The sequence below is a fragment of the Stieleria sedimenti genome (assembly GCF_025060895.1).
In the GTDB taxonomy this organism is placed as follows: Bacteria; Planctomycetota; Planctomycetia; order Pirellulales; family Pirellulaceae; genus Stieleria; species Stieleria sedimenti.
On record NZ_JANZKV010000182.1, the window covers coordinates 45,234 to 69,532 of the forward strand.

Genomic DNA, 24,299 nt, shown 5'->3' on the forward strand with positions numbered 1-24,299 from the left:
GACTACGCATTTACTGATATTCTTCGCCGTTGGTGTTACCCGAATGGAACTTGGGTCGAGTAAACTCCTCTGCTGGCAATGGCGATGCCAGTTTGCGATTTGCGGAATAAGTGATACGAAGCAAGACGCAAGAATTATTTTCGGCGATCCGTTTGGGTTCCATCGGTGAAAGGCGGAGAGCAATTCACACAACTTGGAATCGAGAAGAAGCAAATCTTGATCGACAGAGAATTTAACGAGGGCGGTCGCAATTACGATGAAGCGATCGGCGAACAGCAAATCAAGCCTAGCGATTTATCGAGGACGACTACAACTGGTTGGTGGCGGTGGATCATTCTTCCCGTGGCAGCACCCGCTTCCGCAATAATCGCAACGATTCTAATCAGTATCCTCGGCGAAGTTTCAATTCGATTGACAAACGCCTATGAAGTTAACGGCTGGGTGCACAACTATGGTTTTCCGCTAATGGCTAGCGGAGTTTTCGGGTTCGTCTGGTGTTTTACGTCTTCCTTTGTTGCTCCGACGGGGAAAGTGCTTACTGGTGCAATAATGGCAACCGTTCTTGCTATGATCGGAGTGTTTTTATCAGCAGTCACTTTTGCGTCTCCCGACGACTATTCGACTAGTCCGTATTTGATGGTGGCGTCCGCGATCGCGACCTTAGTCGGATCAGTAGCAGCGGTTATGCAAGTAGCGAGCTCAGAAAAACAATGACCAAACTGGCCAAATCGAGAGTCATCTGGCTCAGCGACACCAATGTCACCGACGACGGACTGCAGCACCTAAAGGGCTGACCAACTTGCAAAGCCTCTATCTCACCTCCACGCAAGTCGTAGACGCAGGCGTTGCCGAGCTAAAGTGATCGTTGCCGAAATGCAACATCCGAAAATAGCCGTCGTCCTCATAACGGGACAATGTTTCGGCACATCGATAAATCGCCGATCACGCATCTGGTAGCTGTCATCACTTCGCCCTTGATGCGTACACTCGGCACCTGGCTGAGCAGAATCGTGCGTCTTTGCGTTTCGGCCGGAATGACTCGCCGCTGGGTGAGTCGGTTCCTCGGCCTGTGCGGTCGATGTTCACTACCGCCGTTTCCCGTACTCGGGAACGCGTTCACACAATGAGCCGTGAAGACTCTGACGCAGCGGCATCACATCGCGAAGTTCCAATTCCCAGCCGCCGTCGGGTTTTTTGACCCGGAAACCGATGGGACCCCTATCTAGGATCCTAGTGGACTCGCGTACGAGGCCGCGGCGATTTTTCCAGGTCGCCGCGATCTCAATTGCATTTATTGCGGTCCGCCTGCAACAAGGACGACAGCGATACGTTTGTCGGAATTGCTGGGCGGAATGTGTTGGGCGTCAGAGAGTACGTGACGTTTCTTGCCGCATTGTGGCTGGGACTTGAGACGCTTCGTCCGCTGGCGATAGCGGTCGGTATACGGATCTCCGACGAACCAAATCCCGTGTGACGCGTTGGGGTCCGTTGCGATGCCAAAGGTAATTCGCGCAATCGGTCCTGAAAAAGAAACTCCCTTTGCCACGCGGTTTCACCGAACTGCCTGGCTGATCGTTTCGGACGAAGCGAATCCGACTCGCGGTGCCTTCACCTCCCCATCCGCACGGCGACAACGACGCTCCTCGCCACTGGTCCAATTCAAAAATCCTAAATACCTATCCCGGGCCCAGTGATCGCCTCCATATCCCATCTCCTTCGACACTCCCTTCCATGCCATCCCCTCGTCCAAACCCATCTCCTCCACCGACTCATTCACCAACCTCCCAAACTCAAAATATCGACCCTCCATCAACCATCGACACTCAAATAACTTCCGACCATCCAAGCCCTCCGATTGCAATTGATACGCCTGACTCACCACCGCGATCCGACGTACTTCACTCATCTCTTAACCCTTGTAGGTAACAAACCACCTGTTCGGTCACCGAACAACTCTGATCCCACCGAACAACTTAATCGGTTCGGTCCACCGAACCACTTTTGCCATCGGTGGGGGTGCCGATTCGACGTGAATGCAGCTTAAACACGGCGTCAAACGCCGAACGTGAGCCCAACGCTTCGGCGTCGGCTTCAGACAAGCCGATGTCCAACGCTGCGGAAATCCAATCGTCCTCGGTGTCTTCCTCGTTGCTCGTTTCCTTGGCCAGGATTCGCTACGGCCGAACAATTGGCGAGGTCTACGCCGGCGGTCAGCGCCTCGGCGTCGATCTTGTCGCCGCTGGGCTTGCTTGGCATTACACGCAATACGCTCCGGACGATACCGACTTGGCCAACGCAGAACGCGAAGCCAGGGAAGCCAAACGCGGCTTGTGGTCTGATCCGCGTCACGTCGCGCCGTGGGATTGGCGGAAGTTGTCGAAAGAAGAACGGGATCAACTGCGGTGATACGTGACGCATCCCCAGACAATGAAATTGCGTGCGTTTTTGTCAAAACCCCTCCCCGTGCTTACTTCGCCCACTGCCGAGTGGTTAGATTGTTCGCATCATGTCACGAAGGGATAGCGTCTTGGCACTACAAGAGATACATCGGGAGAGATAGTGATGCAGGGGATGAATCGATTAATTGCGTGCATGCTGATGCTAGTCGCTGCAACGGGAGTGGCTCAGGCGGGCATGATCGTCAACGGCGATTTTGAATCTGGAAACACGGGTTTCACGACTGAATACGTTTACGCTCCGACAATACAGCCATTTCCTGGGTTAAATGGCGGCGAATACAATATCGTCACTGATCCCGATCCGTACCATTTTGCTGCTCCCAGCTACGGCGATCATACGTCCGGTAATGGCTTGATGATGATGGTCAATGCTGATCGCGGCGACAATCCAAACCTAATGGTTTGGTCGCAAACAGTGGCGGTTATTTCAAATGCTAATTATGACTTTTCGGCTTGGATATCAACTTGGGCCATAGCAGGGAATTTGAACGTTTCTCGACTTGACTTTTTGATCAACGGATCTTCGATTGGAAAGCAGACCGCCCCAAGTACAACGGCAGTTTGGGAACAGTTTTCAACTACTTGGAATTCTGGTGCAAGTACTTCTGCCCTGATTCAGATTTACGAAGTCGGTGATGAAATCGGTTTTCCTGGCGGTGGCAACGACTTCGCGTTGGACGACATCAGTTTTCGTCCCGTCAACCCCGTCCCCGAGCCAACGTCCCTCGCCATCTTCGGCGTCATGGGACTAGCAACCTTGAGTGTCCGTCGCCGACGCTGGGCACGCTAGTAGCTTGAATACGAGCGATCCACCCGAAAATCAAATAAATATGCCCAGTTTAGATCGGCTTATCTGCATCGCTGTAGCAACCCTGGTTCTGGCAATTGGCACTGCGAAGGCCGGTGTCCTCTTTGAGTACTCGGGGAGAGTTCGAAGTGTCGGCGGCACTGTCACCGATGGTTCACTTCTGCCGTTTGTCGTGGGTGACATCATCAATGGTGTCTTCTTCTTTTCTCCGCAAGGCCCGGACACGCGTCCAAGCCCGAATGAGGCTTTCTACCCCAATGCGGTTCCGGAAATGCGATTTGGCCAGATTGAAGCTGTCGGCAATCAAGTTTCGTATTCTTATTTCTTAGTCAATGCAGCAACGGGGCGGATCAATGCTTATCGCCAGGTGGGGAACGACGCTGTTTACGACAACTTCTCATTTTTAATCGGGGCTGGAAGTGGACTTAGCCCGTTTAGTTCCCAAACCCCGGACTTCTCGAAACTTAATCTTGATGACTTTTCGGGGCAGGCCGATTTCTCGCTTCAGCGAGTCGACATCTCAACCCAAAATCCACTGCTGTTCACCGAAGTCGTCGTTGATTTGCAATCTTTGACTGTAAGTGCAGTTCCCGAACCAGAATCGCTCTACATCTTCGGCATCGCCGCGTTGGGATTAATCGTTTGTGGACGCCGCAAGCGTTCGCCGCTTTGTCTATCCATCCGGTAATCTGACGCGGAAACGACCGTCGTAAAAGTACCCGGCGTTGCCGTCCTCACTGGACCGACTCGCTATCTACCGTAAGTACCGAAGCGACTCGATACGCCGCCCGCTTTGCCTGCATTCGCGCCACTTTCCCCTCCGCCACGAAGTAGTCCGCTGAAAGTTTGAGTTTCGGCAATCTCGCCGTCGCCCCACGGGACGCCGCAATCACCGGGCCGGTCACTTCGTCGGTGTAAACATGACTGCGGCCGTACTCCCGTGATTCCGTAAGCCACGTTTCCGGCAACAACCACTTTTCGCCGCCCTGCTTCGCTTCTGACGCCAGTTTGCTTCTAACGTCTCCAAGTTCAGCCACACGCCGCCGAACGTCACCGGCGCTCGCACGGTTGCCAAGAAGACGATCCCACGCCGCGTGGAGGTTGCCACCGCCGCCAAGTCGAATCCCGTTTGCACCGCGGTCACCGTCGTCGAAGCATGGAGCGTACAGCGAGCCCGCGTGACAGGGTTGGTGCCCGTCGGCAAACAGGTGCAGGATCCAACAGAGTGCGACGGCCCGTTCTGACTTCGGCTGTGACTCATCCCGGAACACACGCACGCAGAGCGTTGCTGCTTGGCCGATGCAGAGATCTTCTGTTTTCCATCGTCGCATCAGCCGGGAGCGGTCCTGGAGCATCTGGTGGCTTCTCGTCGCCCAGCACGAGTGTCGCGCCCAACTGGTAGTGCCACGTCGGGCGATCATCGTCCGTGCCTCGGAGCCTGGCCAATCCCACCTCGCAAATGGTCCGTTTGATACTGGATGTCGAATTGCTTCGGACGCTGAATGGGCTGGATCGGTCCGACGGTGTCGCTCACAAGCAATTCGTTGGCCAACGTCCAACACTGGGTGAAGGTCCATGCATCCAACCTGCGAATGGGACTTCAACTCCTCCAACCGGTGCATCATCGCGTTCGTACTCCGGACGCCGTAGATGCCGCAACCGATTGACGATGCGGTTTTTGCGAGGTGATTGAAGTGCCGCCACATCGACTCCCCTTGTACCTCCCTGCGCGGCCTTCGGCACTCGCATTTCAGACCGCTTGCCGAACGCACCTTAACTGTCCACGGTTGCTGGCTCGGGTCGTTATTCTGCCGCGGACGCATATCACGGCTTTCCGTCTGCTAGAATATTTTGAAAGCGTTTTCCGCGATCGTCCGGTCGATGATTCCGCGCGTAGGAAGACAAGCGAGAATGACCTGACTAGATGGACGCCTCACGGCGCGTTTCCGTAAAGCAGTCTTGCTTTATTTCTTCAAGAAAACTCTTGGCCTCGTTCACCAAAAGGTTCTTCTTCAAGAGCTCCTTTGCGAGACGTGCCCCATAGACACGAATACTCACCCTACGCTCAACGCTCGTCTGAGACTCGAGGTCGTACCGTGTCTCACTTGCCAACCGATTAATTGTGGTTCTAAGTCCGGCGATTTCTTCTTGAGTTAGATCCCAGTCGGTAACGTCCAATAGCTCCGACATCGCATTGATATGAAGGGTTAAATTCGGCTCCGACAAAAGTGTGATCGATGTAGCGAGAAGATTTTCAAGCGACCTTGCCCTCTTAAGACTACCGTGCGATGCCAACTCGGCCCAGCGAACGATCCCAGAACAGGCTTGCCAGGCAATATCAGGGTCAGTCGAAACAAATGCCTCACGCAGCAACCGCTCTCCCTCTCGCGGTGTCATCAACTTATGCTGAACCTGCCATGGAACAAGGCGAACAACACAGAAGCCAGCTTCGGACACGGATCGGATTTGTTTTTCCGCTTCATCTAAAACTGACTTTTCAAGTTCGGTGGCCCCCAGAACTGTTTCCGAAACGAATAGTTGCCACTCGCGAAGGGCCAGTCGCCTTGCGCGTGGACCGTTGTGTGCCATGTCTAGGAAAACGCTAGACGTGTTACGCTGTTCTTCTATGGCCGCTTTCACCGAATCAACCCAGGACTCTGTCCGAGCAAGCAGTTTAATCAACTCATCTGCGGACCAGGAGATCGAGCGTCGTGCGTTTTTCGTGGAACGCCCATGATTAGAAGATCTCGCCACGTTGGCCCAGTACGAAAGATCTGCGGCATCCTCACGCAACAGATAGGCTTCACGGTAGAGTTTATCCTCGTCCACGGCATCTGCTTTGGGCAGCCCTAGGATGAGTGAATTAAAACAGCCTGTATCCTTCGGAAAGCCCTGCTCATCAACTTTTTCGAACAACGCATCTCGAAACATGCTTTGCTGATCTGAATCCAGCAGTCCTTCGGACCATAGGCTGACAACCCTGAGGACAAGATTCTTCCGGTGTCTTGGTTCGGCCGTTCTAATCATTTGGATAAGCGGAGCCAACGATTCGTTTAGCTTTCGCTTGTCCACTACGTTTACAGCATTCTCGGCGAGCACTTCTGTTGGGTCATACCAGCTATTCGGTGCAGGTCGGTCAAATTTCGCGTTTGGATCGAAGGCGACTGGCAACGCCAAGATCTGCAATAGCCAATCCGCGGCAGTTGCCTTGTCTAAGCACCCAGCCAAACGCCGGATGAGAATCTTGATAGTTCCATTGATTCCCGGACGCACCCATACCTGAGGTTCTCCCGTCAACGGAAAAGCAATTTTTGCAAGCTCTTTAGTTCTCGAATCGTCAATTCGAACGACAAGCTGAGAAAGCAGCGTTGCATTGAACACAACTCTTCGTTCGTGCCACTGATTCTCGAAATTGCGTTCTTCGCATGGAACCAATGTTCTTTTTAACGCGACCCTAAAGTCCGCAAGAGAGCGATCGAAGACTGAATGAACTTGCTGGTCATTCATCCTGGATAGTGTTGATCGATCAAAAAAGGCCTCGGCCAGTCGCTTGTTGAGACTCCGGCAAACAAGCCCCGACGCGCGATCGAGCGAGTTGTTGCCGATCGTCTTTGAAGCCGTCTCTACAACGCTTTCAAGGACATTCAGCAGCACAGTGTCATGAATTGTAATAGGAAGTCCCACATCTTCGATAAAACGAATGGCCGACTCGCATTCCCGCACTAGCTGATCGTCGTGACTGGCGTCTTCAGGCTCCACAAATCCAAGTTCAAATCCGTCAGTATCGCCAGGCGGTACATGTGTTTTTGAAGCAAATTTAAGCAGATCACGAATTTCTCGCAACTCATCGCGACAGTCGCAACCGAACGGTTTTAATTCATGAAGTCTCAGTTCCAGATCACCGTCATGAACGTGTTCGCTACTCCGTTGAGCCAATTCGGCATTTTCTTCCTCACCGCGTTCCAGATAACTCTTAACCGAATCGGCTGAACGACTTTCGCTGCTTCGGTCGATTGAAACCGTGCCCCGCTCATCAGCTACGTCCGATTTCGGATTCCTCGACCTATCGGACTTACGCCACCAATTGACGTAGATCATTAGGTTCAAGGCCATGCCCTCAATCGAAATTGGCTCGTAACAAAACTCCCCAACCAACTGTTGTTTGTTCAACCCGTCAACCAGTCGCGTAATCAAAACGGCCGCTTCCTCAATCATCGCCAGTTCCATGAGCAGCCCGCACTTCCGAATCGTCCACACTGGCGATGCTGATTTGGTGTCCCAAGATTGCAACGATTGCCTGGCGTCGTTCGATCGAAGTTGTGATATCGCAAGAAGAATACGTTGATGCTCGATAAAGTGCCGGTCGTCTTCCGTCGCGATCCGATCGCAACGAACTTGTTCACAAAGTGTCGCGAAACGCTCGTCATCGCCCACCTCACGGGCATGGCGAGCCATTTCACAACGAACTTGGACAACCGCACGACGCAATTCCGATTTGCGAATGCTGGTAGACTTCGATTCATGCTTGAATTCAAAGCACTCTTTCACGTCGTCGGGTTCGTAACGTTTTAGACTGATGTTGTCCAGCAAAGGCCAGACAGTTCTGGACGCGAAGTTGTGGGTAATCGTGTGTCGGCATGTCGACAATCGCCACAAGGCCTCTGACACAAAAAGTAGACGTTGTTCCTCGGAAAGTTTTTTGAAGCCAGTGTTCATCGCTTTTTGCACGACCATCTCCGTGCCACTCCCAAGTGTTCGCGCAGCTCGTGCATGGAGAACCTTCCAGCCGCGATATTCCATTCGATTGCGACGCCATTGCAAAGCATTGGCAACAAGATCGGTATTCCTAAAACCTGAGCTCTCCTTAAATGGATGCGAATTCGCCGCGTCGATGGACACAAGGCTCGGGGGACGATTCCACGGCACTGTTGCAGTTGATGGATCTTGCTCAAGAAAATCAAAAAGATATCGCAATGACTCTCGGTATTTCGATTGACCAAATGTCGTCGTGAGGGGGACTGGTGTGATATTGCGTTCTAGCAGTAGTCGGGTTTGAAAGTCCGCAAGTGGATTGCCACAGAAAAACAGAATATTGGGTGTCGCGGATCCGAGTGTGTCGCGGATCCAGCCTGACCACGCCAGGAAATTTGGGTCGTCGCCTGAGAAACCAATAAGACACAGCGTATTCTCAGAAAGTGAAGCTCGAACAGCGTTAACAAAAAGCGGGTGAGTTGCTTCGTAGCGACGAAAGTCTTCTTCTGTAAGAACCAAATCGGTTAAGTCAGGCAACGTCCCGTGCAGCTTAACAATGCGCGGCTTACGAGCCCCGGGAATGTCTGCCTCGTTTGTCACTAAACTATACTGATTACGACGAAGCCGCTCAGTAGTGCGAGAACACGTTGCACGCTCGATAAGTCGATCGTAGTTCGTAGTAAAAATGTCGGCCCATGGTAGATCGACGAGCGATTCATGAACATCAGATGGATCAAAGCCGTCATCGGATGTTGCTTCGCGAACCAACTCAATAAGGGCTGGACGACGAAACTGCGTCTCAAACTCTTGGGCCAGCCTCAGCGCCGAGCTGATCGCCCCCGCCGTCACCAACCGTTCACGCGCTTCATTCGGATCTCGGTAGAGGCGGGATACGATCCGCTTCGTCAAATCTTCCCACAGCGGAAAACTGCGACTCGTGCCAAACTTCGGCACCGCGTTACGACTGAATCCGGATCCAACCAAAACGGATGCCTTCGCTCCCCTTCGGTCATGTAGTTTGTCACGAAGTTCATGCAAGTGATTGGTGATTGGGCCGTTCATAGATGTCGTTTCCATCGTGCTGAAGAAACAGATTCTTGGATTTTGATGTCCGGGTGCTTCCAACTTATTGGGCGATCGTCATCCGCCATCGACTTTTTCATCAGCATAAAGAGCGGGACATTGTAAGATTCTTCGACACAAAGCTCGTCCCGACCACGAAAATGTGGGATTTATCCATGCGTGTGGTCGCGATCAAATCAATGTTGCTACCATCCGGTGTCCCCAACTTGCCCTAAACTGAGTTGGAGGGGCGGGATCTCACGAGAAAGAACAATTTTTGTCACAATCGAAGATTGTGCCATGACTGGCAGGCAATTGCTGATGGGAACATCTGCGTCGAAGGAGTAGGGCAAACGGGGCCAGACGCTACGGCGCCACCCTCGCTCGTTTGTCTCGCGTTGAGACAACTTGCAATGCTTCCTACCACCATGTCTCATGAAGAAAATTCGATAGCTGCCACGCTGGTGCACCGGGACTGATCCTGGCATCTTCGACTCGGGGTTTTTCCATCGAACAGCGTCCGTTCAATCCCAAATTCCCAATCCGACTTCTGGGCGAACTTGTTGAGGATCAGATCGAACTCCCGGATTGGATTGCTGGTGACGCATCCAATGTCGCCGCGGAGCACTTCCCGCGCAACTCGTGCGACGATTTCCCGCGACAGGTCGATCACCCGCCGGTACATGAACGGCTTGTCGTAGCGGTAGCGGGCGGCGTACTGGCCGTTGCCGCGGAGGTCGTCCTCGGTCAGGTCGTCCGGCACATCGTTGTAGTACGACTGGAGCCAGGCCCAGTGGACCATCAGCTTCGTCAGCACGATGTCCGGCTTCACGACTGGCAGGCCGATGTCCATCATGAAATCCAGTGCCGTCAGTCGAACGCCGTAGCCGATGCCGTGCAACAGCCGCCTGTGGATCTCCCACAAGCGTTGTGGCCGGTGCCCGCCGAGGACGTAGTCGGATGGGTGCAGCGCCGCGGCAAAACGCTCGGGTGAAGCGTCTGGCGAGCCTGACAGCCCGGTAGAGTTTTGGCACGTTTTCGGGAGCAAGATGCCTGGTATCGCAACTTGAACACCAATGGCCTGACTGCGATGACAATCAATGGGGTGAATCAGAGTGGTCCTTTCCCATGGCCGTGCGTGGCTGTACCTTCATTGTTCATTTGGCTGGTGCCATGGCGACGCAGCAGTCTCAACAACCCCAGACCTCACAGATCGGTCAAACATCCCGCCGCGCGAAATTCGCGAAGCGCCCATCAATTCGGCGCCGAAGCGCATCTCAAACTCCACGTCGATCCTTCGTAGAAAGTGGCATGGTTATCTCATTGCGATATTATGGCTGGGTTTGTCGGATCTCCCTTACTGACCATTATATCGCGTTCAATTACCTTCCTCGTCGCTTGATGCACGCACGTACTCCACCGGACCGAGGACATGTCCGCCCGCTGTCGTCGTGAGAGTTCCGACCATCGAGACCTCGACGCGGGAAGTCTGTGGAACTTTCGTGAGTTTTTCTGGATCGAGACCAAGTGCTTTTGCTTCCTGCTTGACAATCCGAGCAAGAACTTTTCGGCTGTGTGCCTCGCCGGCTTCGGTGGAGCGGTATCCAGAAATCTTCTCGTGTGATTGCTCAATCATCAAGTCTACCACTTCGGAAAGCAGGCCGTAGAAGTAACAATCGCCAGCCGATGAAACGAGAACTTCCCCGAACGCGTAGTCGTCATCGACGACAGATCGTGTTTGGAAGATGGAATTCGGGGACTCGAACTGCTCTCCATCTTGTTTGCGCAGTTTTTCCATGTCGAATACCTGATGATTGTCGGCTAGTGCTAGGGCGTGCACTCGATTAGCCAATGCAATCAAAAAGTGGGCCCTGGTGAGAACACTGAGTTCACGGAGATAGTGTGCCAATCTCGCGAGTAGCCGGTATTTCCCCGGATCATCAAGAGGAATCTGAATGGGCGGATCTACTAGCAGACAACGCGTGACCTGGTTTTCCGAGGACGGAATCGCTACGATGACCCCTAGAAGAATGTCATTCCGAGAGGGTGACAGCTTCCTTTGCGCATGCTTCTTTTGGACAATGCTTGTCTTTGCATCGCTTACTTCGCCCCGCTTCGTAACGTCGTCCACGATCCGCCCTTTGGCCTCGACCTTTATGAACCGAGAACCATCAGACGCAAGAAGTTGAAAATCTAGGTCTTTCGTTTGGGTGATGCTGATAGCTTCCCAATCGGCCTCGTGCAGATCAAAAAGATGTTCGGCCACAACGAGCGTTCCACCGACGCCGCATTTTTCGGTGAAATCCTTGTTCGTTCGGTCTTGTCCTGTGTATCTCGAGTGAACGGTTCCCGCCGAAAGGTCAAAGTAGAGATCAAGCATTTCCCGAAACTTTGATACGATACCGGCAAGTTCAGCGCGTGTCCGGAACCCATCCTGATGCGAAAAAGCAGAGAGAAGGAGGAATTCATCTACTTCAACGTCGATGCCATCACCACCGAGTTCTTCGATGCCGCGTTTAATGTCGTCATCGAGCGCAAGCAGTCTTTCATGCTCTTCGTCATAGCATTGGACATCGAGGTGTAAAGAAGTCAAAACTTTCGTCAGCCTCCGCTGATCTTGATCCAGGCAGCGAGCAGGGTGGCGGTAAATGCGAAAACGACACCGGCGATGGAAACCCAGAGTTGCCGATTGAGCCGGCGGTCGATGACTTGGCGGTCTTCATTGCGATGCCGATCCGCTCTCGCATGATCTTTGATGCGGTGCGCGTCGTCTCGCGCGTCGGCGTGAAGCTTGACCGCACTGTCAATTAAACTTGCGATTGTCGCGTCATCGAGCTTCTGGCGACCGGCACCGGTTTTCTTGGTCACCCGCCGGAGCGTGAGCGAGACGAGTTTCTCGGGGTTCGTTGGGGTGTCGTGGCCTTTGCTCTCTCGGAAGAACTCGGGTGGGTTGCGGAACACTTCGGTCCACTCGGAACTGCTTTGGGGGGGCGTCTTCATCAGCCCTGCCCACTCGGAGGTGGACAACTTGTACTCGTCGTATCGACCGAGGAACTGAAGTGCGGCAATCACATCGCCAAGCAGGTACGGTGAAGGATTAGTCGCCATTTCGCTTCCCCCGTTTATTGGTAGTCTTGTTTTTGGGCTGGGATTCATTGGCGGCCCGGATTCGGGCAAGCAGTTCCGAGGCCGGTTCGTCGTTCGGATCCTGCGGGACCAACTCGCCGCGGAACGCTTTCGCGAGAATGGATTGGTCCAGTTGGGTAAGGGCGGATTCTGACTCGGCGGATTTTTGCTCAATTGCCTCGCCACCGTTGAACGCTGCGTCAATCAGCCTGAGCATCTCTCGTTGCTCATCGACAGGTGGCAATGGAAAAGGTGCGTATCCAAGTCGGGTCTTGTTTATGATCGCGGAATTGACAGTTGCTGAGGCTTCCTCGATGAGCCACGATCTCAACAGTTTGCACCAGAAAAAGAGTAGTCTCGGTTCAACCTGTGGACACGCAACGATTGCGTTTAGCTGCTGGTTGAAGATCGCAGTTCGATCTAGGAGTCCAGCTTTTCCGACAGTTCCGATGCAGACAATAAGAATTGTATTTGCATGAATAATTCTTGCCTGCTCAGCGCCTTCAGTAGTCACAGTCCGTTTGGGCGGGAGAATGTGCCCGTTCGGATGCACTTGAGACGGAGTGACGAAAGGAATGTCGCCGTTCCAGAATGACTCATTTCTTGTACTAGGCGTCTTTCCGGTGATTAGTTCACCGATGGTCTCCAGGTTAGCAATAGTCCAGGTGTTGGGGGCTGACTCCAGCAGAGGGGTGAGGCGACGTTCTGTCAAGCGATCAGAAGGTTTCTTGTATTTCTCCTTCCAGCCCTTGGGCGGCTTTTTGCCTTTGGCTTTGTATTTGGCTTGCTCGGCTTGTTCCCAGCGTTGGCGGCGTTCGGTGCGGATGCGGGCGAGGAGTTCGGAGGCCGGTTCGACATCGGGATGGGCCGCTCGCCAGTCGGCCGTCAGGCGGCCGCTGAAGGCGGACCGCAGCACACTCTGACGGAACTGTTCGAGCAACGGCCCCACTTCCGAAAGCGCCTCCCGGGCACGTGAACTCCGGGCTTGAAGCGACTCGATCGCCGTCACGATCCGACGTTGCTCGGCGAGAGGCGGAATGGGAAACTCGCTATCGCGTAGAAATTTGAAGTGCCGGCTGTAGCCTTTCTTTGGCAGTTCGATTGTTCGCATGGACCAATAAGCGAAGCGTGGCTCAACACATTCGCTTGGTTTTAGGATCTTCGTACCGTCTGCACCTTGAACAAACTGGAAGTCGAGATACTTAACGCATTGAGTGTGATCGCCAAAAAGAACGACGGGGAGCTTGCTCCGATGTTGCAGCTCATCGTTATTAGTGTATCCGCCGATCAGCTCTTGGCCTTGGTCTACGACAGGGAGCGAGCCTTCTTCTGCGTACTCTTTTTGCTTGAGTTTTAGTTCGCTGCTAGTCACGTTGTCGAAGACTTGGGCGAATTTCGCCCACGCCCATCCAGGCGGCGACTCAGTAGTTGGCCACTTTCCTGCTTGGCCGTTTCCGTCGCTCATACCTCGACCTCCTCACCTTCCAGCAAGGCCGTCAGAGCGTCCATCTCCTCCAGTGCCGTGGACAATCGCTCGCGAATCATCGCCGCGATCACTTCCGGTTCGGGCAACTCCTTGTTGCCGGCCCCGTCGTCGTCTTTGAGCCAACTAATGTCGAGGTTGTCGCCGCGTTGGGCGATCGCGTCGCGTTCAAAGCAGCGGAAGCGACCTTCTTCCCCCTGGTCCGTCCGTTTGCTGGTGCCGTCGGACTTCTTGCCGTAGCACTTCTCGAACTCGGCGAAGTGTTCGACCGTCAGTGGCGTGCGTTTGCCAAAGGCCGGCATGTTGGTCCGCAGGTCGTAGACCCAAGTTTTCTTGGTGTTGCCCTTGTCCGTTTTGCCGCGAGTGAAGAACAGCACGTTGGTTTTGACGCCCTGGGCGTAGAAAATGCCGGTGGGCAGTCGTAGGATCGTGTGCAGATTGCACTTGTCCATCAGGTCCGTGCGGATCTTGGTGCCGACGCCTTCTTCGAACAGCACGTTGTCGGGCAACACGACCGCCGCGCGGCCGCCGGGCTTGAGGCCGCGATAGATGTGCTGGAGAAAGCCCAATTGCTTGTTGCCGGTGATGAACGTGAAATCGTCGCGAGTCGGGCCGCCGCCGCCACGCTTCGTCCCGAACGGTGGATTGGTCAGGATCACGTCGGCCTTGCATAGGTCCTTGCCCGTGTCGCCCATCGTGTCCCCCGCGATGAACGTGCCGTCCATGCCGTGCAGCATGACGTTCATCATCAACAGCCGGTGCGTGTCGTCGACCAACTCGACCGCGTAGAAAGCCTTGCGCTTCTGAAACTTCTGTTCCTCGGTGCTCAGGTCGAACAGATCGTCGGTCTGTTCCTTGATGTACCGATCGGCGTGCGTCAAGAATCCCCCCGTGCCTGCCGCCGGGTCTTGGATGATCTCGCCGGGTTGCGGCTTGATGCAGTGCACCATGCACTCGATCAACGGCCGCGGCGTGAAGTATTGTCCGGCCCCAGACTTCTTCTCGGCCGCGTTCTTCTCTAGCAGACCTTCGTACAGGTCCCCCAGCCCTTCGCTGCGGGCACTGTACCAATCGAGGCCGTCAATGTCCGTGACCAGCTTGAGCAAGTTCTTGGGCTTTTTGAGCGACGAGTTGGCGTTGCTGAAGATCGATTGGACCCGCCCCTTGGCCGACGTGCCCAGGTGGACCAGTTGCTCCCGGTAGAAGTTCAGTTGCTCAATGCCCTCTTTGCCGACGAGGTCGTCCCAGCGGTAACCCTTGGGCAACGCACCTTCCTCGTTGGTTTCCTTCATCATTTTCAGAAACAGCAGGTACGTTAGTTCGGTCACGTAATCCTGGTACGTGATGCCGTCGTCCCGCAGGACGTGGCACATGCTCCAGAGTTTGGCGACGATGTCTTGGGTGTTCATTCTTAGATTGCCTCTGTTTCTGATGCCGGTGGTTCATGCACCTCGCCCGATGCCCGTGCCACTGCTGCGACTTCCCTGATCTGATTCACTATTGAATCGAGTACTTCACTCCGTTCACATCCCGTCGGCAGATGAATTGGAATCCAGGGGATACCCTGTTTTCCAACGAACACTTCTTTTCTCGTGCCCGCAAATGCTTGCTGGAGCGATTCGTTGACCTTTAACGATACCGACCAATCCTTAGGTCGATCGGCCCGTTTGACGTTTAACCAGATCGGCGTCTCGGCTCTACGCGACCAAAGCCTTGGATTGAACGATAGATACATTCCGTAGCCGCCCATCGTAAAGTAGACTCCGTAGTTAACTCTCCTGCCTCCTGAATTGACACGTTTGGTTTTATCCTGTTGTTTCTCCGCCAAGACATGCACGGCACTATCGACAAGGTCAGCGTATTGCAGAATACGTCGCGCCGGATTTGGGGAGAGGTCGTTGTCAGACAATGGTAGGAATGACTCTCCGTCCATTTTCGAACACAAGCCCGATAGTTGGATGACATCGCCTTTGAGATCGGCGAACCCCGCAACATCAGCGTCGCGTTCAACTTCTGCTAAAATCGAGCGCCAACTGATCAGGGCTAACTGATGGTGGTCATTGACCTGACAGACACGAAATTCGTTAGCGGCCTCCGTCGTTTCGCTGCAAGCGATTCCGGCATTTTCAGTAACGCGAATTAGCTTGGTCCAAAGCGTGTGTTGCCGCAGTGCGGGTGCAACGACCAGAATCATGGCTGGTTTCGCACTGGGCAGTTGATTCAGATATGCGACGGGCTGTTTCGTCGTCAGTCCAGCCCAGAATTTCGCTTCGATGATCAGTACCCGGTCTCTATCCGAATTGGTACCGACCAAATCCGGACGCCCATTGTCGTCCGTTGCTGATTGAGTGTTAAAGGCCAACCGCTCGTCGAAGCTTACCCCTGATTTTTCGAGCAGCCGACGCACAGATGTCCACGCGCTCGGGTACGTACGCAGCAAGTAGCACAGTGCCTCGGTGGCGATGTCTTCTGAGCTAGAAGTAAGGCGAGTCACGATCTCGCCAAATATACTACGGTCCGGCATGTTTGAATCCAGTTGTTCGTGGGCAGCTCACGCTGCAACGCCCCAAATTTGGTCGGTGATCAGCCCCAGCAGGTCGGCGAGATGGCCGTCAAAAATCTTGTTGAGCCGGTCGAATCCGCCGTATTCCTTGAACTGGCCCTGATCGATGGCGTCCCGGTCGACCAGCGTGTTTTCCTTGAATTGCTTGCCGATCCGTTCAAGCCACTGCCGTTGGGGTTTGGTCCAGTTCCGGGAAGCCAAGATGGTCGTCATTGCCGCCTTCACCCGATCCTCAAACGGTTCCAGCGGTGCGTCCAGAATGGCGTTGCGGATATAGCCGATGATCGTTGCGGCGATCTCGACGTTCTTGGTTTCCCGCCAGGCGACTTTTAGCCGGGTTTCGCTGAAACCGTTCCTGTCCAATTCCAATTGCAGTTCGCGGAGGGCCTGCCGTGTCAGGTCGCGGGGCTTCGTCGCGCACAACTTGATCGCGGCGATTTGATCCTGGTTGGTCACCACAAACTCCCTGAACTCCTCCAAGTAATCCTTGGGCCGCTTGTTGCCCTTGCCGAATCCCGAAGCAACACCCGTGACCTCGTCGTCGTGCTCGGACACGAAGAACCTGGCGCCGTCGCCGCTGGTCGCTTTGTCCAGGAACTCGATCAGGTTGGACTTGTCCGCAAACCACTCGACAATCTCATCCGGTGACGCGGCTCGGATCTGGTTGACCAACGACTGCGGGCTAAGTCCCGACTTGTCTTCCAACGCCTGAGCCTTCTTTCCCTTGAGGGATCGCTTCTTCCGTTGCAGCTTTGCGACCAACTGCTCCTTGATGACTTCTCGGTGTTCGCCCTTTTTCGTCTTGGCCAATTCGTCGAGCAATTGGGCAAACGTGATGTTCGGCTTCGTTACCACCGGCTTCATGTCCGTGTAGGACTCCAGTGCCGAATAGAGGTCGACGCAATCGAAGATGTGGAAACAGGCCTTGTCCTCGCCGGGGCCGTGCAGGTCTTCACAGAGCCGTGTGCCGCGGCCGAGCATCTGTTCGTAGAGGATCCGGCTGCGGACCCGGCGCAGAAAGACGAGGTTGCAGATCTCCGGCACGTCGATGCCGGTGGTCAGCAGATCGACGGTGATACCGACGCTGGGGTATTTTTCGTTCTTGAACCGGCGGATCAGCTGCGACGGCTTGTCGGACTTGCCGGTGATCTTCTTGACCGCCTCGTCTTCGATCGCGCCATATTGGTTGGTGAACGCTCGCTTCAACTCATCGACCACCATGTCGGCGTGCATGTCGGTGACGCAGTAGATCAGCGTTTTGCCGGGAAGGGTTGGATCGATGTGCTTGGCCAATTCCTCGCAGATCACACGGTTGAAGTTTTCGTTGACGACACGGCGATTGAAACTGTCGATTTCGAGTGAGATCTCATCGGGCGTGTGGAACAATTTCAATTGGTCCTTTTTGGTGTCGTAGACCGCCACCTCCTCGTTGACTTGCCATTTGATGCCATCTTGGGCCAATCTGGTTTTGATTTGCAACGGCGGTTCGTGATCGACCAGGAAGCCGTCCAGAACGGCCTGACGATAGCTGTATTGGTAAATCGGCATGTCTGTCGTACCGCCGAAGATTTCAAGCGTGTGGACTGCCGGGGTCGCGGTGAGTCCGATCTTGACTGCGTCGAAGTATTCGAGCACCCGCGAGTATTTTGAGATGTAGTCGGCTTCGTCGCGGAAACTCAGTTCGCTGTCGGTCAGCTCTTGATCGAGGTTGTAACCGCGATGACATTCATCGACGACGATGCAGTCGTATTGGTCCACCGGCAGGGGCCTTCCGCCGTTTTCGGAATCGAGCAACCGCTTCACCATCCCTTGGATCGTTGCGATGTGGAACTTGGTGTCCTGGTCCGGCCTCAGGTCGCCGAGTTCCTTCACGTCGTAAATGTCGGCGAATGTTTGATTGTTCTCGATGCGGACATCGCGAAGGGCGTCGACGGTTTGCTCACCCAGGCTGGTCCGGTCGACCAGAAACAGAATGCGGCGGAACCGTTTCGCTTTGATCAGGCGGTAGCAGATGCCGATGCAGGTCCGCGTTTTTCCGGTACCCGTGGCCATCGCCACCAGCATTTCGCGTTCACCGGCTTTGATCGCGTCCTCCACCGCTTTGACGGCATCCTCCTGATAGAACCGCAACGGCAAGTAATCGGTCGATTCGGAATCGAGTTTTGCCTGGGCCTCGTCGACATCTTGGCCGAGCAGTTGTTTCAACCCTTGTGGCGTGTACCAGCTGACCAACGGCCGCGGGTGATTGATGCTTCGCCGGGCATCGAGGAACCAGACGCCGCTCTTGGTCTTGAGTTGCTTGAGGTAACCACGGCCGTTGGTTGAAAACAAGAACGGGACGTTGTATTCGCCCCAGGGGCCGCCGGGCGACAGCTCATCGGCGGACAAGGTGTAGTCGCAGCTGTATCGCTTGGATTGCGTGATGGCGCCGGCAACGTCGACGTTCTTCCGTTTCGCCTCGACTACGGCCAGGGGCGTCAATCCGACGAACAACACGTAATCGGCGGGGCCACTGGTCGTCGGCCATTCGGCGATGGCGATATTCTTGTTCTTTTGAGGCCGTGAACCTTTGCCGAAACGAATGTTCTTGGAATCAACCGTCCAGCCGGCCTCACGCAACTGGATGTCGATCAGCTCCCGCGTGTCGGCTTCGGTGAGTTCTTCGTTGGCGACCTGTTCCCCGGCGGCGACCATTGCCTCGGCTTCGGTTTCCGTCGGCTTAGTCGCCTCGGACAAAGCAGCGAGTTGTTTTTCGTACTCTGCGATCTTGGCATCCGTCGCGGCCGATTCTTCTTCGACCAATGCTATTGCGGCCTCAAGCTCTTGGAAGGCTCTCTCGCGGTCCTCCTCCGCCATCTGCCGCAGTTGGGCCTCGTCGGCCGCTTGGTCCTGAAGTTGCTTCTGAGCCGCCGTCGCGTCTTCGTAAAGCTTCTTAAGCCGAGCAAGCTCCTGTTTGGATTCGTCCGTTGTGTCCTGTTTCGGCAGCGGCGGGACGAACGGACCGAGTTTCGCGGACTTGTCCACGTGCGTCCGATAGAACCAGACGGCCGCTTGGCGGGCGTAACGCAGCAGGGTGATCGCGCGGCCCTGGTCGCCCTTCATCGCGTGATTGGCCTGATTACCTTCCTTGCGAATCTCGTGGAACAGGTTTTTGACATCGGCCGGCAACGCCCGGGATCGAAACAAATCGTCAATCAGCGTGCGTTGATCCTTCGGCCGTGAATCGAGCATCGTATCGATGCCGTACTTTGCCGCGACCGACTGGGCCAGTAATTCACCTAATTGACGGATCTTGATGATCGACGTGTTGGGATCGTCGAGTGCGTAACGCTCGGCGCGTGCGCCCAGGTCGACCAAGAGCGGATCGACCTGATGAAGGAATTGAAAATTGGGGGAGCGTAGTGCTCCGGAATCACTTGATGTCACGTCTTGCGCACCTACCAGGACTGATCGGGCGGGTCAGACGCGAAGATCCCCTGGTAGGAACGATCTCCGATGCCTGCCCCTTTGACGGCTGCCGACGGCCAATCGACAGTCTCCCGAGGACTGTAGTGTACCCCCTCTGCACTCAGGTAGCCACTGTGCGAGCAGTCGCCGGCCATGGATCAACTCGTCGGTGGTCGTGATTTTTGGCGCGGAGATGGCAGAAAAATCAGGGGCAGCAAAATGGGAGGGGGCCGCGGGAAAACGGGCGACAGGAAAATCTGGGTGAGTTGGATGCCAGGAATTTGCCCCGCGTCCGCGGGCGACTCAGTCGAAAACTGGTGCGACCGCTTGTGGTGGGATCCTGCGGGATGCCGGCCTCTGGTCGATCACATCCCAGCCCAGCGCCGCCAATTGATCGAGGAACGGCTTTTCGACGTAGGCGTATTTAGACACCGGGTTCCCCTGAATTATCGTCGATATTGGAACGACCAACTTGCTGTAGGACCCGATCAACGATTGAGTCACCGCTGCCCTGCACGCGGGAGCCCCTCATGATGTTCTGAACCAACCGATCGGCGATGGTCTCGAGGCGGCTCAATGGCAGGTCGACGCCATCTTCACGGAGCAGCAGTTTCGCAAGCTGATACTGAAACAGTACGTAGCGGAGACTCCGTGGTCCGCATTCAATCGGTGAAGAATTCGTGTCCTGTGGTGACAGCGCTCTTGCGAGCGCCTGACGGTCGTCTTCTGAGTAAACTTCATCACCGGCCCGAATCTTGCTCGACGAGTCTTCGGGTGTGCCATCCTTTTGGATCACCCCGGTATATGCATCCATCAGTGATTGGAAATCGTTCGACTGCAGGGGCAGGAGTTCGAAACTTGCAGAAAAACACTTTTCGTGGTTTTCCTGGATGACCGTAGAAGCCCTCAAGCCCAATGCCTTGGTATTTCTATCGGGGTGCAGCAGTGCGTCGTATCTGTCAAGAATGGCAAGGTCGAGTATCTGGCGATCAATTAGAAAGATCACCTGCAGCCGCTGACTGTAGACCTCTTCGTCGAGAAGCAGCTTGAGGGACTCAATAATTTCCAGCATCGCAGTCGGCTCGCACCTATCCAGGTCGTCAACGCATAGCAAGATCCGTTTGACTTTCGTTGAGCCACGGTTTTGTTTGCCCTCGGGGCGGTACACTGCAAGGTACGCCCAGCCTGAGACCACCAGCCAGGTCAGCGCGCATGTCCACCAGGTGACCGTCTCTGTGGTAAATGAGAAGTGAAGGCCAATGTCATCTAAGAGATTTGCCCGCCATGCCATCACCCACAGCGCAAAGATTCCGGCCAAGACGTAGCCTGCAATCTCAAAGAAACGAAGTTTTGACTGACTGAAGTGCCCCAACGGAATCCATCCCACGACCAGGGCTTTGAGATCTTCTCCGATGACCGCCTGCAACCCGAGTTTTTGATTGTGGCGACTGAGCGTGGCATATTTCTTGACAGAATCGATCAGTCCCGACTTCTTCGCCCCTCGGAATAGGCTCAAGAGGTAAATGGCACCTCCCAGACTCAGCACTTGGATCAGGTCCACCAAGATCCCAAACCGCTTGTCCAGACGAATCATCGCGATTCCCAGTAGCACGCATGCCCAAGTCAGTGGGGTGATGCCATGCTTCAGGACATTCGCTCTGAGAGCGACTGCCTTTGATGAAAAAAAACCGCCGGACGTGGCCACCTTTGCGAAGGATTCGTAGAGATGGACCCAAACCTCAGGGACTGTTCTATATTTCCAGGCGCTGAAATCCACGATCGCATAGGAAACGTGCGTCGGGAATTCTGATTGATCTGGTTTGGTCAGAGAATTCGTGAGACACCGCAGCAAGGTGCTTTTTCCGCGTCCCCATCGTCCGAATAGTGCGAAGCAGAATTCCCCTGTTGCCGTCTGGAAGACATGGCTGAGGGCATTGGCGTGCTTCGTGACATTCAGTCGCAGTTCCGACTCAATCGCTTCACGTCGAAATTCTGTGGAGAACAGCGGAGGTGACCTGACTTTCGCCTTCGCTTCGTGTTGAAGGCCGACGCTGTCATTGACGGCACTCTCCAGCGGCTGGTCCGCGGATTGTCCGTCTGTCCCCTCAGATGGCATCTGTCCAGCAGTGAGTGAGTCTGCGGAAGGTTCCACTGTTTCCGTCGGCGAGCTTTCGGGCATTGCTTCTGGTGGCAGCGAATCCATTGCAGGGATACCACTCGGCAGAGGAGAATCTGGTGCCGAGGTTGAGCTATTTGATGGCGGGTTTGGGCCGTCGCCGTCGTCTGATTTGATTGGCTGTTTTTCTTGGGGCATTTACTCGCATCCGGTCGAGGGAACGATGAGTCCAAACAGACGCATCACAAGTTCAGTCATCGTGTTGATGGCTATGAAATCTCCCTTGTTCACGACGCGAATCGCGGGGCGTTCTGCTTTGACGCCGTCTTTGTTTCCCTTGGTATGCTTGGCGACCGCAAATCCATCGAGTGACGGCAATGGTTGGCCGGCCTCGTTCCCGAAGAACCGGTAGGTCGATCTCATGCGGCAATCGGGGTTGTCTTCCGAGCGAATGATCCAGACGACACATCCACTGGGCTTCTCAGCCAGCGCCACGTTGACCTTCTGCCGACTGGTCTTGCCGTGGATGGTGGATGTTTTGAGTTGCACGTGCCGAATGATCCCATTGCACTCGAAGACAACGTCATAGCCGGACGCGTCAATTTCCGACCGCAGTACTTCCACGGTCATGCCGAATCGGTAGTAGGCTTCCTGGAGAAGTTCGGAAATGAAAACGTGTTCCACCAACTGTTCAAAGAACGACGACTTCAGGAACCTATCGGCCTTCGACGTACGGTTGATCGGGACCAGTTGAGAATCAGACATTCGCCGTGGCCTCGCGCTCCTGATCGACCTTCACCCGCACCTTGCCGGTGTCGCAGGCCTTGAACAAGACGCTTCCAAGATATTGGAGATTGAGTTTCTGACTTGCCATTGAATCCTGGTATCCGTCTTCCATTCCGAACAAGCGGGCAACGGCGATCGGTGCGCCGAGCAGCTGACCGAAACTACCCTGACTCGCTCTGTCGAGTTCTAGGTTGCGGTCGCCGCGGAAGAATGCCCTTTTTGCGTTGTTGCAACCATCGCCACCTGCGACAGCCTTCCGAACGCCCGCCCAAAATCGTAGCAGAGCCCAACTCACGGGGGTACAGCCCTCCAAAAGACCGCTCCCCATCAATCCGAACGAGTGCCCGCCACGGCAAACTGGACTGACAATCGTCTCCGAGCGAACCGGAGCCCCAACAGGTCATTTCAAATTGAGTTTCAAAAACGCATTCCCCCGTTCACGCCGGCGTCAATCGCGATGTCGCCGCGCCCAACCTGTTCGCTGCCCGACACCGCCGGCATCGCACTCGACGACAGCACAACGTTCCAGCCCACGCTCCCGCATGACGTCCTGGGCTGCTTCGGGAGCCATTGGTGCGCCTAAAAGTTGTCTCACCGTGAGACAACTTTTCTTCCTTGAATTGAGCTTGATTACGGAGCGAACCCACCGCCCCAGCGGCCGCGCGGCGACAGCCCATCGGCCGCCAGCTCCGCCCGTGAGGCCCTAATAGTCGAGGTCGCGTCCGCGCTGCTCGGTGACGCTCGTTCCAGATCACCGAACAGAACACTACGCAGGCGTCTCTCAGGCCCCAGTGATCGAAACAGCACAACAAGCCCCGAATGCGATGGGCAATCACGATGCGGGTTAGCGGCGGCCGGCTGAGTTGTCCGGCTGTGGGACTCGGAAGAGCCCATTTGGCGGCCAGAGTGTTTTCCCGCCGCTGGGCACGATCGACATGACGGGGCGTGCCTCACGGTGGGACAAACCGATATAATTGCAATCCTACTCAAACCCTCGAAAACTATATGACAAACGATGAATTACGCAAACTGCGAAAAGATCACCACGTTGCTATGGTTTCCCTGCTGGCAACGAAGGCAGCACACAGACTCCGTCGAATCAGCGGTCCTTGGTACGATCGAAAGAGTATTTTCGACGGCTCTCCGAATCCCGATACATGGCTTGCACTGGTCAGCAACGATAAGGCTGAAGAAGGCGATACACACTACGAGGGCCATGACATTTTGAAGCTGGCCGGCCTCGATGCAGATCGTGATCGCGACAGAATGGAGGAGTCTTACAAGGTGTTTGATAAGGCTCTCCCTGATTTCCTCGACGACAGGACGCCGGTGCCAGAGCAGGCTCTATGTTATCGCAAGATCAATCAAGAAGCGGCGTTGCAGCTGATGCGTCTGGCGAAGCAAGTGCGGGAACTCGCAGCTCCACCAACGGTGAAGGCGAAGCCAAGGCGACTTGGGTGGATGGAGGACGCCGCTATCGCGTACACGGCGGACCCGGAGAAGTATTCGGTCGCATCCAAGGTCGCAAAGCTCGTCAACGTCCATACATCCACGGTGACGCGAGCTGACCGGCCTGGAGGGCCTTGGGCCGAACGCAAGCGGCAAATCGACGAATGTAGAACCAACTATCTGGAGAAGCTACGCGCCGACGGCGACCGTTGGGAGAAACAGCGAGCGTCCTAGCCCGGATATTGCAT

At 54.9% G+C, this 24,299-nt stretch carries 18 protein-coding genes; 5 read left to right on the forward strand and 13 right to left on the reverse strand.

Annotated features, from left to right (window positions below):
- Window positions 1-216 precede the first annotated feature (216 nt).
- Complete coding sequence (locus NZK35_RS23105; protein ID WP_259634890.1) at window positions 217-714, forward strand: hypothetical protein; 498 nt, start codon at window positions 217-219, stop codon at window positions 712-714.
- A gap of 1,259 nt (window positions 715-1,973) precedes the next feature.
- Here NZK35_RS23105 and NZK35_RS23110 read toward each other — a convergent pair.
- Window positions 1,974-2,099, reverse strand: coding sequence for a hypothetical protein (locus tag NZK35_RS23110; RefSeq protein WP_259634891.1), 126 nt, complete (start codon window positions 2,097-2,099; stop codon window positions 1,974-1,976).
- A 4-nt stretch (window positions 2,100-2,103) separates the two neighbouring features.
- Here NZK35_RS23110 and NZK35_RS23115 point away from each other — a divergent pair, with 4 nt between their 5' ends.
- The 3 genes from NZK35_RS23115 (at window position 2,104) to NZK35_RS23125 (ending at window position 3,955) form a co-directional block, all read left to right on the forward strand.
- The gene (locus NZK35_RS23115; protein ID WP_259634892.1) at window positions 2,104-2,406 is read left to right on the forward strand and encodes a thermonuclease family protein; all 303 of its coding nucleotides are present in this window, start codon (window positions 2,104-2,106) and stop codon (window positions 2,404-2,406) included.
- A gap of 165 nt (window positions 2,407-2,571) precedes the next feature.
- Entirely contained in the window at window positions 2,572-3,249 is a 678-nt protein-coding gene (locus NZK35_RS23120) for a PEP-CTERM sorting domain-containing protein (RefSeq protein WP_259634893.1), read from the forward strand.
- A 4-nt stretch (window positions 3,250-3,253) separates the two neighbouring features.
- A complete protein-coding gene (locus NZK35_RS23125) occupies window positions 3,254-3,955 on the forward strand; it encodes a hypothetical protein (RefSeq protein WP_259634894.1) in 702 nt (233 codons plus the stop codon).
- Window positions 3,956-4,001: 46 nt separating this feature from the next.
- Here the strand turns inward: NZK35_RS23125 and NZK35_RS23130 are convergent, their stop codons facing one another.
- From NZK35_RS23130 to NZK35_RS23185, 12 genes are all read right to left on the reverse strand, one after another.
- On the reverse strand, window positions 4,002-4,598 hold the full coding sequence (locus NZK35_RS23130) for a S1/P1 nuclease (RefSeq protein ID WP_259634895.1): 597 nt from the start codon (window positions 4,596-4,598) through the stop codon (window positions 4,002-4,004).
- A gap of 589 nt (window positions 4,599-5,187) precedes the next feature.
- Window positions 5,188-9,081, reverse strand: a complete 3,894-nt coding sequence (locus NZK35_RS23135; RefSeq protein WP_259634896.1) for an SIR2 family NAD-dependent protein deacylase — start codon at window positions 9,079-9,081, stop codon at window positions 5,188-5,190.
- 433 nt (window positions 9,082-9,514) lie between these two features.
- The gene (locus NZK35_RS23140) at window positions 9,515-9,982 is read right to left on the reverse strand and encodes a hypothetical protein (RefSeq protein ID WP_259634897.1); all 468 of its coding nucleotides are present in this window, start codon (window positions 9,980-9,982) and stop codon (window positions 9,515-9,517) included.
- Window positions 9,983-10,459: 477 nt separating this feature from the next.
- Window positions 10,460-11,674 carry a hypothetical protein gene (locus NZK35_RS23145; protein WP_259634898.1) on the reverse strand — a complete coding sequence of 405 codons (1,215 nt, stop codon included), beginning with the start codon at window positions 11,672-11,674 and terminating at the stop codon, window positions 10,460-10,462.
- An 8-nt stretch (window positions 11,675-11,682) separates the two neighbouring features.
- Window positions 11,683-12,189 (reverse strand): hypothetical protein, encoded by a 507-nt coding sequence (locus tag NZK35_RS23150; protein WP_259634899.1) that lies wholly within the window; start codon window positions 12,187-12,189, stop codon window positions 11,683-11,685.
- Window positions 12,179-13,672: a restriction endonuclease subunit S gene (locus NZK35_RS23155; RefSeq protein WP_259634900.1), complete on the reverse strand. Its 1,494-nt coding sequence runs from the start codon at window positions 13,670-13,672 to the stop codon at window positions 12,179-12,181. Before NZK35_RS23155 ends, NZK35_RS23150 begins: the two co-directional genes overlap by 11 nt.
- Complete coding sequence (locus NZK35_RS23160) at window positions 13,669-15,099, reverse strand: class I SAM-dependent DNA methyltransferase (protein ID WP_259634901.1); 1,431 nt, start codon at window positions 15,097-15,099, stop codon at window positions 13,669-13,671. Before NZK35_RS23160 ends, NZK35_RS23155 begins: the two co-directional genes overlap by 4 nt.
- A gap of 2 nt (window positions 15,100-15,101) precedes the next feature.
- A complete protein-coding gene (locus tag NZK35_RS23165; protein WP_259634902.1) occupies window positions 15,102-16,214 on the reverse strand; it encodes a PDDEXK-like family protein in 1,113 nt (370 codons plus the stop codon).
- A gap of 27 nt (window positions 16,215-16,241) precedes the next feature.
- Window positions 16,242-19,679 carry a type I restriction-modification system endonuclease gene (gene hsdR / locus NZK35_RS23170; protein WP_259634903.1) on the reverse strand — a complete coding sequence of 1,146 codons (3,438 nt, stop codon included), beginning with the start codon at window positions 19,677-19,679 and terminating at the stop codon, window positions 16,242-16,244.
- Window positions 19,680-20,124: 445 nt separating this feature from the next.
- Complete coding sequence (locus NZK35_RS23175; protein WP_259634904.1) at window positions 20,125-22,014, reverse strand: KAP family NTPase; 1,890 nt, start codon at window positions 22,012-22,014, stop codon at window positions 20,125-20,127.
- The gene (locus tag NZK35_RS23180; RefSeq protein WP_259634905.1) at window positions 22,015-22,581 is read right to left on the reverse strand and encodes a hypothetical protein; all 567 of its coding nucleotides are present in this window, start codon (window positions 22,579-22,581) and stop codon (window positions 22,015-22,017) included.
- On the reverse strand, window positions 22,574-22,897 hold the full coding sequence (locus tag NZK35_RS23185) for a hypothetical protein (RefSeq protein WP_259634906.1): 324 nt from the start codon (window positions 22,895-22,897) through the stop codon (window positions 22,574-22,576). Before NZK35_RS23185 ends, NZK35_RS23180 begins: the two co-directional genes overlap by 8 nt.
- Before the next feature lie 710 nt (window positions 22,898-23,607).
- On the opposite strand from NZK35_RS23185, the gene NZK35_RS23190 reads away from it, so the two are divergent.
- Window positions 23,608-24,285, forward strand: coding sequence for a hypothetical protein (locus NZK35_RS23190; RefSeq protein ID WP_259634907.1), 678 nt, complete (start codon window positions 23,608-23,610; stop codon window positions 24,283-24,285).
- Window positions 24,286-24,299: the final 14 nt, after the last annotated feature.